This is a genomic window from Hamadaea flava (genome assembly GCF_024172085.1).
GTDB classification, from domain to species: domain Bacteria; phylum Actinomycetota; class Actinomycetes; order Mycobacteriales; family Micromonosporaceae; genus Hamadaea; species Hamadaea flava.
The window spans coordinates 2,459,401-2,475,799 of sequence record NZ_JAMZDZ010000001.1 but is presented as its reverse complement, the minus strand read 5'-3'; the positions used below and the strand labels follow the sequence as shown (position 1 = coordinate 2,475,799).

The following is a 16,399-nucleotide window of genomic DNA, read 5'->3' as shown; positions in this document are numbered from 1 at the left end:
TTGACCATGGTCTCGACGGTGTGTCGGGACCGGAAACTCCATGATCAACGCGGTCAGCAGCCGGCTGCGCCGCCGTTGGCGACGGACCGGATCGTCGCGCTGTCCCGGATCTGCCGGAAGTTCGCCGTGTACGCGTCGAACACCGTGGCGTCCTCCAGCTGCAGGATGGCCTCGTCGGCCTGCCGCAGGGAGTTCGTGGTCCAGTTGTGGCTGCCCGTCCACACGATCTTGCGGTCGGCCTTGCCGTAGTAGACGCCCTCGACCTCGAAGTACTTCGAGTGGATCCAGATCGAGTCGGTGTCGCAGTAGTACTTGACCGCCGGCCCGTGGTAGCCGCCCGCGGCGGCCAGCAGCTTCTTCATCGCGCTGACCTCCAGGTCGGAGCCCGGGTGGTAGGTCTCCACGACCTCGACGTAGCAGCCCGCCGCGTCCAGGTCCCAGAGCTTCTTCGCCAGGTAGTCCCGGGAGAACATGCTCATGGCGACCCGGATGATCGTCCGGTGGGTGCCGTCCTGCGTACCGACGACGGAGTTCCCGAAGCAATCCACATTGGACAGGATGGTGTAGATCGTGTCCTCGGCCGGATTCTGATAGGGGCTCGTCCCCGACTGCTCCTGACGCGGATAGAAGAAGATCTTGGAATTGCCGGCCTGGAGCGGCGTACGCGTGTCGTAGTAGTTGTTGTTGACGACCCGCCCCTTCAGGTCGTCGAAGTACGCGCTGTAGTAGTTGTACGCCGCGGTGTTGCCGACCAGGATCAGCGCGTTGTTCCAGCCGCCCAGCCCGTCACGTCCGTTGTGGAGATTCGCCGACGACTGCACGACGACGTTCGACGCCCCGCCGGTGCTGGAGAAGAGGAAGAACTTGTTGTGGTTGATGGAGTCCACGTTCCCGAGTACGCGACTGCCGATGCAGCCGCGCCCGGCCGGGCAGGCCAGCGCCCAGCTCGCCGCGCTCAGCGACACGCCCAGTTCGGCGGTCAACGAGGGCCACAGCGTTTCGGCGGTCTCCCGCCCGTCGAAGACGACCTGAACGTTCACCCCGCGCTGGTGTGCCGTGATCAAGGCGTTCGGGATGGTCGCGTCGTCGGCGTAGTACATCGCCATCCGGATCCGCGACCCGGTCGGGGCGGTGCTGATCAACTCGACGATCTTGTTCTGTAGCTGCGTCTTCTCGGCGGTGGTGCCGGTCGGATCGTTGAAGACCGCGCTCGTCACCGGTGCGGCCAGCGCGGCCGGCGGCGCGGTGAGGACGCCGGCGGTCAACGCTGTCACAGCTATCAGACTTTTCCATCTATTCATGGGCGTTAGTAGACTGCGCCGTCCGCGTTAACCGCAATCACCTGAAAATTCCCGCGTACGCTGACAGGCGAAAAGTTTGATCTCAACCATGGTTGAGGTTCAAGGCTGAACGCATGACGACACTCATCATCGGCGCGACGGGCAACGTCGGCCGGCACGTGACCGCATCCCTGGCCGGCTCCGGCCTGCCCGTCCGGGCACTGACTCGCAATCCCGACTCGGCTGGGCTTCCCGACGGTGTGCAGGTCGTCGCCGGCGACCTCACCGACACCGAATCACTGCGTACAGCACTCGACGGGGTGGACTCGGTCTTCCTGCTGTGGCCGTTCCACTCGGCAGACGGGGCCGCTCCCGCGATCGAGACGATCGCCAAGTACGCCCGCCGGGTGGTCTACCTGTCGGCCTTCTCCGTCCGCGACGACGTGAGCCCGCCGGAGAACGGCGTCTGGGGCGAGGTCGAGGACCTGATCCGCCGATCCGGCGTGGAGTGGACGTTCCTCCGGGCCGGTGGGTTCGCGACGAACACCCTGGGCTGGGCGCAGCAGATCCGCTCCGGCGACGTGGTCCGGGCGCCGTACGGCGGGGCACAGCGGTCGCTGATCCATGAGGCGGACATCGCTGCCGCCGCCGTCGCGGTGCTGACCGGGGACGGCCACGCCGGCCGGAGTCACGTGCTGACCGGGCCGGCCACGGTGAGCCAAGCCGACCAGGTACGCATCATCGGCGAGACGATCGGCCGCCCGCTGCGATTCGACGAGCAGCCGCCGGAGGAGGCCCGCGCCCAGATGGTGGCGAACTGGGGTGACGAGGCGTTCGTCGACAAGGCGCTGGGGCACTGGGCGTCGATCGTCACCGCGCCGGAACCGGTGGTCGACACGGTGGAGCGGCTCACCGGGCGTCCCGCCCGGACGTTCGCCGACTGGGCCGCCGATCACGCCGCCCACTTCCGCTCGACCCGCGACGTCGCCGACGCATACGTGGAGGCGCTCCGCCGAGGCGCGTTGGCTGAGGCCACGCCCCTGCTGTCCCCGACGATGGTCCGAGTCGCCCCCTTGGAAGGGGTAGCGGAGACCGTCGGCCTGGAAGCCATCATGGCCAACGCGCACCGGCTCACCGCCGACTACGACATCCACGAGGTGACGGCGGACGGGCCGCTGCTCGGCGACGGACAGTTCGCGGTCAAGTTCACCTTCGACCAGACCCATCGGCCTTCCGGCGTACGCCGGACCGCTCGCAAGGTGACGCTCTACACGGTCAGCGGCGGGCGGATCGTCCGCGAAGAGGTCGCGTACGTCGATCCGCCGGCCGCTTGAGAAAGCCCGGCCGGGCGCTCGACGAGGAGCACCCGGCCGGGCCGTGAGGCCGCCGCCATGGCGGAGGTCAGCGGACCTCGGTCAATCCCAGATAGAGCACCTGGGGGAAGGCGGGGTTGAAGGCGATCGCGTTGATGCCGTCGTGGCCGTTGTGGCCGACGGTCAACCGCCCGGTGCCCGCGTCGTACGCGAACAGGTCGGTGCCGTAGTTCGCGAACCACGTGCCGAACTCGAAGTACACGACGTCCGGATCGGTGGGATGCGGCGCCAGTGGCACCCCGTTCGTCAGCGTCACCGTGTCGGGGTCGTGATCCACCGCGACGGCGAACGTCCGGCCGCCGTCGGTCGACCGCCAGAGGTGGCGGCCCTGCGCGCGGGTGCCGCCCGCGTCCAGCTCGGTCGTGTCGAGCCCCTCGGCCCAGACCACGTTCTCGTCGGCGGGCGAGACCGCCACGCTGAACACGTTGATCCGATGCTTCGGCTCGGCCGACAGCCTGGACGAAGTCCAGGTGAGCCCGCCGTCGAAGGTGGTGTACACGCCGTCGGTGCTGGTGCCGAGCACGATGTGGTCGAGGTTCCGGCCGATCGAGCCTTCGTAGCCCCAGATCCACCAGCCGAGCACGGGCTGCGGGGTCACCCCGCGACGCTGGAAGGACTGGCCACCGTCCACGGAGTCCAGCACCACGCCGGTGGAGGTCACCGCGCGCAGATGCGTACCGTCGACGGCCAGCGCGAGCAGGTTGCCGACGTCGGCCACCGGAATCCGGGGCAGCTCGGTCACCGTGGTCCCGTCGACGCGGTAGAGCAGCTCGTCGTTCGCCCGCGACCAGACGTACGCGCTCGCTCCACCCGCGGCGGTGATGGCGTACGGGGGCTGGCCCGCGAGCGTGGCGATCGGCGTCCAACTGCAGCCCGCGTCCAGACTCTGCGACAGCTTGCCGAAGTCGTCCACCGCCAGCAGCGTGTTCGGCGCGGCCAGCGCCTCGATGTCGGACACCACCGAGATCGGCCGCAGCTCCGCCGCCGTCTGAGTCAGGTGGCGGCCATCGTTCCAGGTGTAGGTGAGCGCGCCGTCGCCACCGGTCACCTGCCCGCACTTCGGGGGCGTCCAGGTGGGCGCGGCCTGCGCCGGAGTACCGCCGACGACGGTGCTCATCAGGATGAGGGCGCCAACCGCGCCCGTGAGAATTGCGTTCTTTCTGCGTACCACTGGATCTTGATATCCGGTCTGGGCCTGGCGCGTAAAGGCGAACCGGTGGCAGGATCCTGCCGTGGCGGCAAGAGGCCACAGTGGGAGGTGCACGATGCTGGAGGCCCTGGGGGTTCTGGAAGAGGACGAGGCGCTCTATCGGGTGCTGCTGCGGGAGCGTGGGCTCACGCCGGCGGAGCTGACCGAACGAGCGGGGCGGGGCGCGCGGGCGGTCCGCCAATCGCTGCATCGCCTGGCGGAGTGCGGTTTGGTGAGCCGGTTGGCCGGGCGGCCGATCCGCTATGTGGCGGCCCGGCCGGACACGGCGGTGGAGGCGCTGATCGCGCGACGGCAGCAGGAGTTGGCCGCGACGCGACAAGCCGCGGAACTGCTGCTGGCCGATTTGCCCGCCGACCGGCGGCACCGGCCCGAGGAAGAACTGGAGATCGTGTTCGGCCGGGAGGCGGTGGCCACCCGATTCCAGCAGCTGCAACAGTCCACCCGGCGGGAACTGCTGGTCCTCGACCGGCCCCCGTACGCCCAGAACCCGAGCGAACCGAACCCGGGCGAGAACGACCTGCTGAGCCGAGGCGTACGCCTCCGCGGCATCTACGCGCCGGAAGCGTTGGAACTCCCTGGAGCACTGCGTTTGATACGGGCGGCGGTCGAGGCCGGCGAGGAGGCGCGCGTCTGCGACGACGTTCCGCTGAAACTAGCCATCTCCGACCGATCCGCCGCGATCCTGCCGTTCACCGCCGACCGGGACGCCATGGTCGACAGCGCCCTCGTGGTGTACGCGTCCACATTGCTCGATGCGCTCATCCGGCTGTTCGACCTGCTCTGGAACGTCGCGGTGCCCGTCTTCGACTCCGACTCCACCGACTCGTCGACTCCGGAGGGGGAACTGCTGATGCTGCTGGCCGCCGGGCTCAAGGACGAAGCCGTGGCGCGGCAGCTCGGCATCAGTGTGCGTACGGTGCATCGGCGGACCAGTGAGCTGATGGACCGGCTTGGGGCGCGTACGCGATTTCAGGCTGGGCTCGCTGCCGCTCGCCAGGGACTCATCTAGCGCGGCTCTCCGCGGCTCTCCGCGGGGCGTCGCCGGGTGCGTTGCCGGTGCGTTGCCGGTGCGTTGCCGGGTGCGTTGCCGCGATATCCGGGATATCGCGGCCTTCGCGGGAGGGCCGGGGTGATCTTGGCGAGTTTCGGTTGCTGGGGCGACACTTTCTCGCCTAGATCAACTTGCCCCTCGCTGGCGGCTGCCGGCTGGCGGCGCGGGGCGGGGCGGCGCAGGGCGCGCCGCCTACGCGTCAGGCGCGCGCCTACGCGTCGGGGGTGAGCCAGCCGAGTTCCCGCGCGCGCCAGCCCAACTGGAGCCGTGACTGTGCCCCGGCCACCGCCATCAGGTGCTGCACTCGGCGTACGACTGTGCGCCGGCTCAGGCCCAGCCGCGCTCCGGCGGCGTCGTCGGTCATTCCGGCGATCAGCAGCGAGAGGAGCCGGCGGTCTTCGTCGGTCAGTTCGCCGAGTGGCGTCACTTCGCCGGTGCCGGTAAGCGCCAGCGGGCTCGCCGCCGCCCATACCGTCTCGAAGAGGGCGACGAGCGCGTCCAGCAGCGCGCATGGATGCACGAGGACGGCCGAGTCCTGGGCGGCGTCGGTCCACACGAGCGGCAACAGGGCCAGCGAGTGGTCGGCGATGGCCAGTTTCGTCGGCACCGCCGGGGCCAGCCGGGCTTGCTCGCCGACGCGTACGTGGTCGCCGATGGCGGCCAGGAATCCGGGTTCGGACAACGCCTCCACCGTGTACACGGCCCGGTAGACCACGTCGGGTCCCCGGGTCAGCTGGACGTCGTTGACCTGGCTCGTCGCGGCGTACGGGGGTGTCACGAGCACCCGCATCTGCGTACGCGCCTGTGCCTGCACCCGTTCGAAGGCGCGCTGCACCCGCGTACGCCCTTGCACGATCTCGATCAGCTCGGCGGTGCTCTTGGACGCGGTGGCTTCGCGGGTCTGTGCGGCGAGTTGCTGGGCCGCCTCCCGAGTGCGGTCGAGTTCGGCGTGCTGCCGCTGGATGAGCTGGTCGATCGCCTCGTCCGGCGGCACCGGGACGACGAGCCCGTGTGGTGGGGGAGTCCGGTGTACCAAACCTTTGCGGTGCAAGCCGGTGACGGCCCGGGTGATCTGCGCTGTCGTGCGACCGGCTCGGGCTGCGAGCTGGTCCAGCGTGGCGCTGCCTTGCCGCAGCAACGCCAGGTACGCCGACTCCTCGGCGGCGGTGAGCCCGGCGGGTTCCAGCATGCGACCTCCTTCGTCGCGGCCGGGCCGTTGATCATGAGGTTCCGGTGCCGACGCGCCGCCGAGACCTCAGTCAACTCCATGATCAACGGGAAGGGACGGGGGGTGAGACGCGGGAAGGGGGAGGAGGGTTCCCGAGGGGACGGTGGCGCAGTTGCGCCACGGCGCGGTTGCGCCGCTGAATGATCTTTCCCCCGCGATTACGAGGTGTAACACTCACGTTCCGTTATCGCAGCCTGGGGAGGAGCGTCGTCGTGAGGTCACTACGCGCTGTAGTCGCAATCGCCGTCGCGGTGGCATCTCTCGGCTGGCCGGGCGCGGCCGCAGCCGCCGGCCAGAGTTCTGTGGGAAGCGCCACGACCGCAGGAAGCACGGCGGCGGGTCCACAGCAGACGAAGACCGTCACCCTGATCACGGGCGACCGCGTACGCCTGTCGACCGTCCAAGGCAGACCCGTGGTCGGGGTGGAGTCCGAGGGCAAGGGCTACCAGCTCACCACCCGCGACGGCGACACCTACGTCGTCCCGGTCGACGCCCTGCCGCATGTGCAAGCGGGTCGGCTGGACGAGCAGCTCTTCAACGTCACGCAGTTGATCGCGGCCGGCTACGACGACCGGTCCCGGTCGTCGCTGCCGCTGATCCTGATGCCCCCAGTGGGCGAAACGAAGCCCCCGGCGGGCGTGACGCCGGCCGTGCCGGCCAATCCGCCAGGCGCCGCCCGCCGGGCTCTCCTGCCGAGTATCAACGCCGCCGCCGTCACCGAGGACAAAGCGCGGGCCCGCGAGTTCTGGCGTGGCCTGACGGCTCGGCTCGCCCAACCCGGGACGCTGACCCGGTCCGGCGACGTCGGCCGGGTCTTCCTCGACCGGAAGGTACGCGCGGCGCTAGCCGACAGCGTCCCGCAGATCGGCGCGCCGCAGGCGTGGGCCGCCGGATACACCGGGAAGGGTGTGACCGTCGCCGTCCTCGACACGGGGTACGACCCGACGCATCCGGACCTGGCGGGCCGGGTGGCGGCGGCGCAGGACTTCACCGGCGAGGGATCCGCAGTGGACACCAACGGCCACGGCACCCACGTGGCGGCGACGGTCGGCGGCAGCGCCCGCAATCCCGGGGGCCGTCTCAACGGGGTCGCGCCGGAAACCCGGCTGATCATCGGGCGGGTCCTCGACGGCAGTGGTTCAGGCGACCTCTCCTGGGTCATCGCGGGGATGGAATGGGCCGTCGCCCAAGGCGCTCGGGTCGTGAACCTGAGCCTCGGCGCCGGGGAGAGCGACGGCACCGACCCGGTCAGCGAGGCGGTCGACAGTCTCACCGTGAAGTCCGGCACGCTCTTCGTGGTGGCGGCCGGGAACGCCGGTCCGGGCGTCGCGTCCGTGCAGGCTCCGGGCGCGGCCGCGCAGGCGCTCACGGTCGGCGCCGTGGACAAGGCCGGACAGCTCGCAGCGTTCTCCGGACGCGGTCCCCGGACCGGCGACGCCGCCGTGAAGCCCGAGGTCACCGCCCCTGGCGTCGGCATCATCGCGGCTCGGGCGGCCGGGACCTCGGCCGGTGAACTGATCGACGACAAGTACACCTCGCTGTCCGGGACGTCGATGGCGACGCCGCATGTGGCGGGTGCGGCGGCGCTGCTCGCGCAGCAGCATCCGGACTGGCGGGCCGCCCAGCTCAAGGCGGCGCTGGTGAACACCGCGCAGCCGCTTGCCGGTCCGGCGATCGCGATGGGGACGGGCCGGATCGACCTGGCGGCCGCGATCCGCCAGCCGATTGTGGTCAGCACCGGTTCGATCGTCCTCGGGCACGTCGACTGGACCGGCTCGGCCCGGTCGCCCCGGACCAGCACGGTGAGCTACCGCAACACGTCCAGCCGCCCGATCACCCTCGACCTGACCGCCGCTGCCGCCGCTGACGGAGGGAAATCGGCCGCCCTCAGCGTCAGCCCAGCACGGTTGACGATCGCGCCGACCAGCACCGCCACGGCGACGCTGCGGCTCGACCCGGATCACACGGCGGGCGGCGTCTACACCGGACAGCTCGTCGCCCGGACCAGTGGCACTGCTTTACGCGTACCAGTGGGATTCGAAGTGGCCGGCCCCACCCACAAGCTGACGCTGAGCGCGGTCGGGCGCAACGGCAAGCCGGTCGGCGCGTTCAGCCAGGCGCAGCTGTGGAACCTCGACACGGGTGACCTGATGCGCGGCATCCTCGGCGCGGAGCCCGCGACGCTCGACGTCCCGCCGGGCCGGTACGCGCTGATGGTGTTCGCCTTCACCGTGGACGACGGCGACTGGCCGCGTGAGCTGACCGTGCTGGGCCGGCCGGAGCTGACCGTCACGAAGGACACCACGCTGAGCTTCGACGCCCGGCAGGCGGTCCCGATCACCGTCCAGACCCCCGAGAACGCCCAGGTACGCGACGTGACCGTGGCCTGGCAGCGCGTCGTCGGCGAGAAGTCGATCATCACCGGGTTCGGGCTGAACCCCCGGATCACCACGAAGTTCTCGGCGACCCCGACCGCCCGGGTGACCAGCGGGACGTTCGAGTTCACCACCCACTTCGAGCTGGGCGAACCGCCGCTGACCCTCGCCACCCAGAAGAAGGAGGTGACTCCCGCACCCGTTCCCAACACGCCGACGCTCGACGGCTCCCGCACGCTGGCGATCACGTCCGAAGTGGCTCAGGCGCGTGGAAAGGCGCTGCTGCTGAAGGCGCCCATGGGCGAGCCCGTCGATCTCAGCGCGGCCGAGCGGGCCGGGGCGGCGTTGGTGCTGCTGCACTCCGGCGACTCGTCCTACTACGAGCCGTTCACCGAAGGCTCGACGGTTCCGGCCTACGCCCTGCAAGAGGAGGACGTCGCGCGGCTCGGCCGGACGCTCCGCGTCACCGGCACGCCGGAAAGCCCGTACTCGTATCAGGTGCTGCTCCCGGAACGGGGGCGCATCCCGGCGAACCTGACCTACGACACGCGCCGTCTCCTAATGGCCACCGTACGCAGCTCCTTCCACGGCGTACGGGAGAGTCAGGCCAGCGAGGGTCGCTTTGCGATCACGCCCACAGCGTTGGCGGCGTACTCGGCGTTCCGGGTGGTGCCGACGCCGTCCGAGCGCGTCGATCACCTGACCGTCGGCTCCCGGGACGCCCAGGTCACCTGGCGGCACGAGGCGTCGGCCGACATCTCCAGCTGGTACGCCCAAGGCACGGTCACCGGGCTCGCCCGCACCTACCAGGCCGGTGAGCGTACGGCGGAGGACTGGTTCGGCGCGGTGTCCCGCCCGGCCATGCCCGCCGTCGCCGCGGAGTACGCCTTCGGCGCGCCGGCCAACCGCTCGCACGACGCGCTGCGGATCGCGATGCCACAGTGGGCGAACGGCTCCGGCGACCAGTACGGCTGGCTCGAAGGCACCGACAGCGCACTGCTCACGCTGAAGCGCGACGGCGTCCCGCTGCTGTCCACCAGTGCGGCGAACGCGCAGGTCACCGTGCCGTCTGGGGTGGCCGCCTACGAGCTGGGGCTCGACGTCCGGCGCGACCAGCCATGGTGGACCACCTCGACCGCCACCAGCAGCAAGTGGACGTTCCGCTCCGGTCGCCCCGACGGGATCGCCGTGCTTCCCTTGCTGCAGGCGGCGTACTCGGTCGGCACCGACCTGCGCAACACGGTCCACGCGCGGCACGCGTACCCGCTGGTGATCCGGCCCGGCTACCAGCCCGGGGTCACGCTCCGCGGCCGGCTCGACGTCCGCGTCGCGATCTCCTCCGACGACGGCCACACCTGGCACACGCTCACCGGCCGCCGCGCGGCCGACGGCACGGTCACCCTGCTCGTGCCGGCCGTCGAAGGCTTCACGTCGGTCCAGGTCACGATCACCGACCAGGCGGGCAACCAGCTCGACCAGACGATCACGCGCGCGTGGGCGGTCACCCTCCACTAACGGGTACGCCCAGCGCAGCGCCCGGCGACGGCCAGCCGTCGTCGGGCGCATCCGACGCACGCTGCTCCATGATCAACGGAGTAAATGTGGGGCTATAACCCCGCAGAACTTCCGCTGATCATGGAATCCGGCCGGAGCCGCAGCCGGTCAGGAAGAAGGGGGGAGGGTGAGCGAGTAGGTGTCGCCGACCCGCGTGAACCCCAATCGCGTGAAGTATCCCGAGAGCGCCGGCCGAGCGGGGGCGACCACGGTGTGGAAGCCCCGATCGGTGAACATGTGGCTTTGCCGGTAGACGAATTCGCCCGGGGTGAAGTCGCGGTATCTCGGCGTGACGTAGTCGAGGTCGACGACGGCGACGCCGTTTCCGCCGTCGTGCAGGAGTACCACGCCGACGGTTTCGTCTCCGCGTACCACTAGGAACGCCGCACGGGAGCCGGGGAGCTGGAACCCGGGGTTGAAGCGGGCGATGTCCGCGCCGTGGACGGTCAGGACGTGCGCGAGGTAGTCGTCGTCCGTCGCGACCTGGACCACCGAGTAGACCTCGTCGGAGTGCCGGGTCCGCAGCAGCTTGACGAGGAAGTAGATGTTGATCACCGCGAGCGCGGTGTTGAGGCCGACCATCGGCCATACGCCGAGCGCCCAGTTGAAGCCGATCAGGACGACGCAGCCCACCAGGTTGATGGCGCGCAGGCGGAGGATGCGGGATTGCAGCAGGGACCAGACCAGCAACGCCGAACCGATCCAGCCGACGGCGTCGAGCCAGCTCACAGGGCTGAGCGTAGCGGCAGGACGGCCTACAGTGTCGGCATGCCCCTCCGACGGCGCCCGGTGGACCTGCTGTTCGTGGTCTTCTTCTTGATCAACCTGTGCTTCGTGACCTACATCGTGGACATCGAGCAGCTCATCATCGCCGATCCGGCGCACTTCACCCAGCCGCTGTGGCCCCCGGCGCCGCTGCTCGACCTGATTCACTGGTACGGCGACACCTACGACCCGCTGCTGATGGCCCGTCCGCCGTGGTGGAAGGCGACGATCTGGATCGACGTGCTGCTGTTCGGGCCGTTCTATCTCGCCGCCGTCTACGCTTTCGTCCGCCGCCGTACCTGGATCCGCGTGCCCGCGTTGGTCTGGTCCGGGATGATGTTGTCGAACGTGCTGATCATCCTGATGGAGGAGCGCTACGGTCCGCACGCGACGCCGGACTTCGGGTTCGTGCTCGCGGTGAACCTGCCGTGGCTGCTCATGCCGGTCGCGATGATCATCCGGATGCGGAAGGAGCCGTGGTGACGTTCGCCGAGAGATATGGGCCGTGGGCGCTGGTGGCGGGCGCGTCGCAGGGCATCGGGGCGGCGTTCGCCCGGGAGTTGTCGGCGCGTGGGCTGGGGGTCGTGCTGGTCGCCCGGCATCCCGCGCTCGACCTGCCCGGGCCCAAGATCGAGGTCGCCGCCGACCTGGCCACGCCGGAGGGGATCGAGACCGTCCTCGCCACGGTGTCCGGCCTGGAGATCGGCCTGCTCGTCGCGAACGCGGCGCTGTCGCCGATCGGCCCGTTCACCACGAGCGACCCCGCCGAGCTCACCCGCGCGATCGACCTCAACGTTCGCGCGCCCATGCTGCTCGCGCGGCACTTCCTGCCCGCGATGCAGGACCGCGGTCGCGGCGGATTCGTCGTGATGTCCTCGCTCGCGGGGGCGCAGGGTTCGCCCAATCTCAGCTTGTACGCCGGGACGAAGGCGTTCGGCGCAGTGTTCGCCGAGGGGCTGTGGGCCGAGTTGCGTACGTCGGGTGTGGACGCCGTCGCGTGTGTGGCCGGGGCGGTCAGCACTCCGGGGCTGGCGGCGTCGACGGCGAAGCCCGCGCCCGGGACGGTCGCTCCGGCCGAGGTGGTCACGGCAGCGCTGGAAGCGTTGGGCAAGCGGCCGCGGGTGGTGCCGGGCGCGCTGATGAAGGTGTCGTCGGCGATTCTCAGCCGGCTGCCTCGGCGTACGGCGATCTCGATCATGGGTCGCGCGTCGAAGGACGTCCTCGGCCCGTGACCAGGGTTCCACCCTTCGGTGGGGCATCGACGTCTTGCGCTGGGTCTATCTGTTAGATAGGTTACCTATCTATGACCAGGCTTGGCGCAGTACTCGCAATCGTGCTGGCGATCCCGTCGTCGCCGGTCGTCCTGACGGCCTCAGTCGTACCGGCCGCTACGGCCGCCTCCTTCGCCGCAGTGGTGCCCGTCCCGGTGAGCGCGGTTCCCGCCGCCGGCGTCACCTACCAGATCACCTCGGCGACCACGGTGTACGCCGAACCCGGATCGGCCACCGCCCAAGCGGTGGCGACCTTCCTGGCGACGCAGCTGCGCCGCTCGACCGGGTACGCCCTCCCCGTGGCCGACGCGCCCAGCTCGACTCCCGGCGACGGCATCTCGCTGCTGCTGTCCGGCGCGCCCGCGACGGTCGGCCCGGAGGGATACCAGCTCACCGTGGCCGCCAACACCGTCGCGATCCGTGCCCTGCAACCGGCCGGGCTCTTCCGTGGCCTGCAAACGCTGCGGCAACTGCTGCCGCCGGAGGCCGACGCCACGACCGTCCAGGCGGGACCATGGCCGGTGCCGGGCGGCACGATCGTCGACTATCCACGGTTCGCGTACCGGGGGATGATGCTCGACGTCGCGCGGCACTTCTTCCCCGTGGCGACCGTCCAGCGGCTCATCGACCAGATCGCGCTGTACAAGATCAATACGCTGCATCTGCACCTGTCGGACGACCAGGGCTGGCGGATCGCCATCGACTCCTGGCCGAACCTGGCGGCGTACGGGGGCAGCACGGCGGTCGGCGGCGACCCCGGCGGCTCCTACACGAAGGCCGACTACCAGGCCATCGTCGCGTACGCGGCGGCCCGGTACATCACGGTGGTGCCCGAGATCGACATGCCCGGCCACACCAACGCCGCACTCGCCTCGTACGCCCAGCTCAACTGCAACGGCGTCGCGCCCAAGCTCTACACGGGCACCAGCGTCGGATTCAGCTCGCTGTGTGTCCCGCTGGAACTGACCTACACCTTCGTCGACGACGTGATCCGGGAACTCTCGGCGATCACCCCCGGCCCGTACGCCCACATCGGCGGGGACGAGGCGGCGTCGACCCCGGCGGCCGACTACACCTACTTCATGAACCGGGCGCAGAACATCGTCGCCGCGCACGGCAAGACGGCGATCGGCTGGCACGACATCGTCAAGTCCGACGAACTGCCGTCGACCGTCGCCCAGTTCTGGGGTACGACCAGCTCCGACAGCAACGTCGCGGCGGCGGCCGCCAACGGCACCAAGGTGCTGATGTCCCCGGCGAACCTCGCATACCTGGACATGAAGTACGTCCGCAAGACCAAGCTCGGCCAGACCTGGGCCGGACTGATCGAGGTCGACAAGGCGTACAGCTGGAATCCCGGGGCATATCTCACCGGGGTGGGCGAGGCGTCGGTGCTCGGCGTCGAAGGTCCGTTGTGGACGGAGACGATCCGCACGGCCGCCGACATCGACTATATGGCCTTCCCCCGCCTGCCCGCGCTGGCCGAGCTGGGCTGGTCCCCCTGGAGTACGCACAACTGGACGGCGTTCGCCGGGCGCCTCGGCGCGCAAGGCCCGCGCTGGAAGGTGATGGGCGTGAACTACTACCACTCCCCGAAGATCACCTGGCCCACCGGATCGTGAGGAGGAAACTCATGAAGTCCGCGTTGCGAATCTTCGCCGTGGCCGTGCTGCTGATCGCGTTGGTGCCGGTCGGCCCGACGGCGGCCGACGGCGCGACGGTCGGCTCGACCGAGCTGAAGTCGGGCTGGGCCCTGCGCTCGGCGACCGGCCTGGCCGACACCGGCGCGACGATCTCCCAGGTCGGCTACTCGACCGCCGGCTGGAACCCGGTCACGCTGCCCTCGACCGTGCTGGCCGGGCTCGTGGCGAACAACGTCTACCAGAACATCTACGTCGGCCAGAATCTGAAGAACGTGCCGGCCCTGACCGGGCAGGACTGGTGGTACCGGGGCGAGTTCACCGCCGCCGCGGCCGCCGCCGACCAGGCATACTGGCTGCGCTTCGGAGGCATCACCTATCGGGCGCAGATCTGGCTCAACGGGGTGCAGCTCGACGCGAACGCGGTCGGGTCGCTGGCCGCCCACGAGTACAACGTGACCTCGACGATCCGGCCCGGCCAGGCGAACGCGCTGGCCATCCGGGTCACCCCGGCCAAACCGGGCTGCGCCGACCTGTCGTTCTGCACGGTCGACTGGAATCCCGAGGTGCCCGACATGAACGCCGGGCTCTGGGGCAAGACCAGGCTGGAGACCACCGGCCCGGTGGCGCTGCGCGACCCGTACGTGAAGACGGTGCTGCCGTTGCCCGCGACGAACGCGGCCGACCTGACCGTGTACGCCGACGCCGTCAACGCGACGAGCGCGCCCGTCACCACCACTGTCACCGGGACGATCAGCAAACCCGGCCAGCCGACCGTGACGGTCAGCCAGACGGTGACCCTGGCGGCGGGGGAGCGCCGGGAGATCGCCTTCGACCCGGCGGCGTACCCGCAGCTCCACCTGGCCAACCCCGTGCTGTGGTGGCCCTACCAGTTCGGCTCGCCCGAGCGCTACCAGCTCAGCCTGTCCGCCGCCGTCGCCGGATCCACATCGGACACCAAGAGCGTCGACTTCGGCGTACGCCAGGTGACGGACTACCGGACGACGGTCAACGGGACCGCCTTCGCCGGCTACCGGATCAACGGCCAGAACATCCTGTTCCGGGGCGGCGGCTACATGTGGGACATGCTCCAGCGCTGGGACACCAAGACGAACGCGGCCCACGTCCGCTACGTCAAGGAGATGGGGCTCAACACGATCCGCCTCGAAGGCACCCTCGGCAACGAGGAGCTGTACGACCTGGCGGACGCGGCCGGCGTACTGATCATGCCCGGTTTCACCTGTTGCAGCGCCTGGGAGAACGACTCCGGCTGGAGCACCGAGCAGACCCAGGTCGCCCAGGCGTCGCTGGAGACCCAGCTCCGATCACTGCGCGCACACCCGAGCGTCTTCGTCTGGGCGTACGGCAGCGACCAGCCGCCGACCGCGGCACACCTGACGGCGTACAAGTCGATCGCCACCCGCCTGCACTGGCAGAACCCGACGCTGGACAACGTCGCGACCTGGTCGAACGCGAACGCGGGCGTGAAGATGGACGGCCCGTACAAGTGGGCGCCGCCGGTGCTCTGGTGGGACACGACCAAGGCCGGCAGCGCCTTCGGGACCACCGGGGAGGAGGGCACCGAGGCCCCGCCGCCGCTGGAGAGCCTGCAGAAGTTCATCCCGGCCGGTGAACTGTGGCCGATCGGCGCGACCTGGAACTATCACGCGGGCAAGGCCGGCAGTGTCTTCGCGGACATCGGCATGTACTCCAACGGCCTGAACCGCCGGTACGGCACCGCCACGAGCGCGGCCGACTACGCGCTCAAGGCCGAGCTGATGAACTACGAGAACACGCGGGCGTTCTTCGAGGCGTGGAACTCCCACGAGTACAGCCAGTCCTTCGGCACCATCTTCTGGATGCTCAACAGCGCCTGGCCCTCGGTGCACTGGAACCTCTACGACTACTACTTCAAACCGGGCGGCGGCTTCTTCGGCGCCAAGAAGGCCGACGAGCCGGTGCACATCGCGTACGACTACGCCACCAAGAAGGTCTTCGTGGTGAACTCGACGCTGACCGCCCGTGCGGGGCTCACCGCCACCGCGACCCTGCACACGATCCCGAACCTGGCGACCGTGTCGACGACGACGGCCCCGGTCACCGCGGCGGCGAACGCCTCGACACAGGCGCTGACAGTGCCCACCCCGAACGGTCTGACCTCGACGTACTTCCTGCGTCTCCAACTGAAGGACGGCGCCGGCACGGTGGTGAGCAACAACCTCTACTGGTACTCGACGACACCGGACGCGCTCGGGAACAAGAGCAACTGGTACTCGACGACGACGAAGACCTTCGCCAACCTGACCGGCCTGAACAGCCTGCCGGCGAACCCGTCGGTCGCCTCGTCGGCGACGCGAACGGTGAGCGGCGGTCAGGAGACGGTCACCGTCACGCTGACCAACACCAGCACGGCCAACCTCGCGTTCTTCCTCCGCCCGGAGATCATCGCGGGCAGCGGCGGAACCGAAGTCCTGCCCGTCACCTACACCGAGAACTACGTGTCGCTGTGGCCCGGCGAGTCCACCACGATCACGGCCGCGTACGCCACGGCCGACCTCGGCGGGCAAGCGCCCTACCTGCGACTACGCGGGTACAACGTGCCGACGGCGGTGGCGCCGATCCCCTAGACCCCTAGCGGGGAATGGGAGGTCC

At 69.7% G+C, this 16,399-nt stretch carries 11 protein-coding genes and 1 pseudogene; 8 read left to right on the top strand and 4 right to left on the bottom strand.

All coding sequences use genetic code 11. The features are described from left to right. Window positions 1-53: 53 nt before the first annotated feature. Window positions 54-1,274, bottom strand: coding sequence for a phospholipase D-like domain-containing protein (locus HDA40_RS11645; RefSeq protein ID WP_253754885.1), 1,221 nt, complete (start codon window positions 1,272-1,274; stop codon window positions 54-56). Window positions 1,275-1,414: 140 nt separating this feature from the next. Between HDA40_RS11645 and HDA40_RS11640 the strand changes: the two are divergent. Both HDA40_RS11640 and HDA40_RS11635 read left to right on the top strand, forming a co-directional pair. Next, window positions 1,415-2,248: pseudogene (locus tag HDA40_RS11640) on the top strand (NAD(P)H-binding protein); the annotation flags it as partial. A gap of 30 nt (window positions 2,249-2,278) precedes the next feature. Beyond that, window positions 2,279-2,614: a nuclear transport factor 2 family protein gene (locus HDA40_RS11635; RefSeq protein WP_253763610.1), complete on the top strand. Its 336-nt coding sequence runs from the start codon at window positions 2,279-2,281 to the stop codon at window positions 2,612-2,614. A 67-nt stretch (window positions 2,615-2,681) separates the two neighbouring features. Here HDA40_RS11635 and HDA40_RS11630 read toward each other — a convergent pair whose 3' ends face one another. Further along, complete coding sequence (locus HDA40_RS11630) at window positions 2,682-3,770, bottom strand: sialidase family protein (protein ID WP_253754883.1); 1,089 nt, start codon at window positions 3,768-3,770, stop codon at window positions 2,682-2,684. 148 nt (window positions 3,771-3,918) lie between these two features. Here HDA40_RS11630 and HDA40_RS11625 point away from each other — a divergent pair, with 148 nt between their 5' ends. Beyond that, window positions 3,919-4,872, top strand: a complete 954-nt coding sequence (locus tag HDA40_RS11625) for a helix-turn-helix transcriptional regulator (protein ID WP_253754881.1) — start codon at window positions 3,919-3,921, stop codon at window positions 4,870-4,872. A gap of 253 nt (window positions 4,873-5,125) precedes the next feature. Here the strand turns inward: HDA40_RS11625 and HDA40_RS11620 are convergent, their stop codons facing one another. Next, entirely contained in the window at window positions 5,126-6,103 is a 978-nt protein-coding gene (locus HDA40_RS11620) for a helix-turn-helix domain-containing protein (protein WP_253754879.1), read from the bottom strand. A 251-nt stretch (window positions 6,104-6,354) separates the two neighbouring features. Between HDA40_RS11620 and HDA40_RS11615 the strand changes: the two genes are divergently transcribed. Then, the gene (locus HDA40_RS11615; RefSeq protein WP_253754876.1) at window positions 6,355-10,032 is read left to right on the top strand and encodes a S8 family peptidase; all 3,678 of its coding nucleotides are present in this window, start codon (window positions 6,355-6,357) and stop codon (window positions 10,030-10,032) included. 147 nt (window positions 10,033-10,179) lie between these two features. Here HDA40_RS11615 and HDA40_RS11610 read toward each other — a convergent pair whose 3' ends face one another. Then, a complete protein-coding gene (locus tag HDA40_RS11610) occupies window positions 10,180-10,800 on the bottom strand; it encodes a GNAT family N-acetyltransferase (RefSeq protein WP_253754874.1) in 621 nt (206 codons plus the stop codon). A 39-nt stretch (window positions 10,801-10,839) separates the two neighbouring features. On the opposite strand from HDA40_RS11610, the gene HDA40_RS11605 reads away from it, so the two are divergent. The 4 genes from HDA40_RS11605 (at window position 10,840) to HDA40_RS11590 (ending at window position 16,374) form a co-directional block, all read left to right on the top strand. Next, window positions 10,840-11,319, top strand: a complete 480-nt coding sequence (locus HDA40_RS11605) for an EXPERA domain-containing protein (protein ID WP_253754872.1) — start codon at window positions 10,840-10,842, stop codon at window positions 11,317-11,319. Beyond that, the gene (locus tag HDA40_RS11600; protein ID WP_253754870.1) at window positions 11,316-12,068 is read left to right on the top strand and encodes an SDR family NAD(P)-dependent oxidoreductase; all 753 of its coding nucleotides are present in this window, start codon (window positions 11,316-11,318) and stop codon (window positions 12,066-12,068) included. Before HDA40_RS11605 ends, HDA40_RS11600 begins: the two co-directional genes overlap by 4 nt. Window positions 12,069-12,139: 71 nt before the next feature. After that, window positions 12,140-13,729, top strand: coding sequence for a beta-N-acetylhexosaminidase (locus HDA40_RS11595; RefSeq protein WP_253754868.1), 1,590 nt, complete (start codon window positions 12,140-12,142; stop codon window positions 13,727-13,729). 11 nt (window positions 13,730-13,740) lie between these two features. Beyond that, entirely contained in the window at window positions 13,741-16,374 is a 2,634-nt protein-coding gene (locus tag HDA40_RS11590; protein WP_253754866.1) for a glycoside hydrolase family 2 protein, read from the top strand. Window positions 16,375-16,399 lie beyond the last annotated feature (25 nt).

Excerpts from the sequence above, each read along its gene's own strand:
- HDA40_RS11630 (WP_253754883.1), bottom strand. The coding sequence starts at position 3,770 with ATGAGCACCGTCGTCGGCGGTACTCCGGCGCAGGCCGCGCCCACCTGG.
- HDA40_RS11625 (WP_253754881.1), top strand. The coding sequence starts at position 3,919 with ATGCTGGAGGCCCTGGGGGTTCTGGAAGAGGACGAGGCGCTCTATCGG.
- HDA40_RS11620 (WP_253754879.1), bottom strand. The coding sequence starts at position 6,103 with ATGCTGGAACCCGCCGGGCTCACCGCCGCCGAGGAGTCGGCGTACCTG.
- HDA40_RS11605 (WP_253754872.1), top strand. The coding sequence starts at position 10,840 with ATGCCCCTCCGACGGCGCCCGGTGGACCTGCTGTTCGTGGTCTTCTTC.
- HDA40_RS11595 (WP_253754868.1), top strand. The coding sequence starts at position 12,140 with ATGACCAGGCTTGGCGCAGTACTCGCAATCGTGCTGGCGATCCCGTCG.
- HDA40_RS11590 (WP_253754866.1), top strand. The coding sequence starts at position 13,741 with ATGAAGTCCGCGTTGCGAATCTTCGCCGTGGCCGTGCTGCTGATCGCG.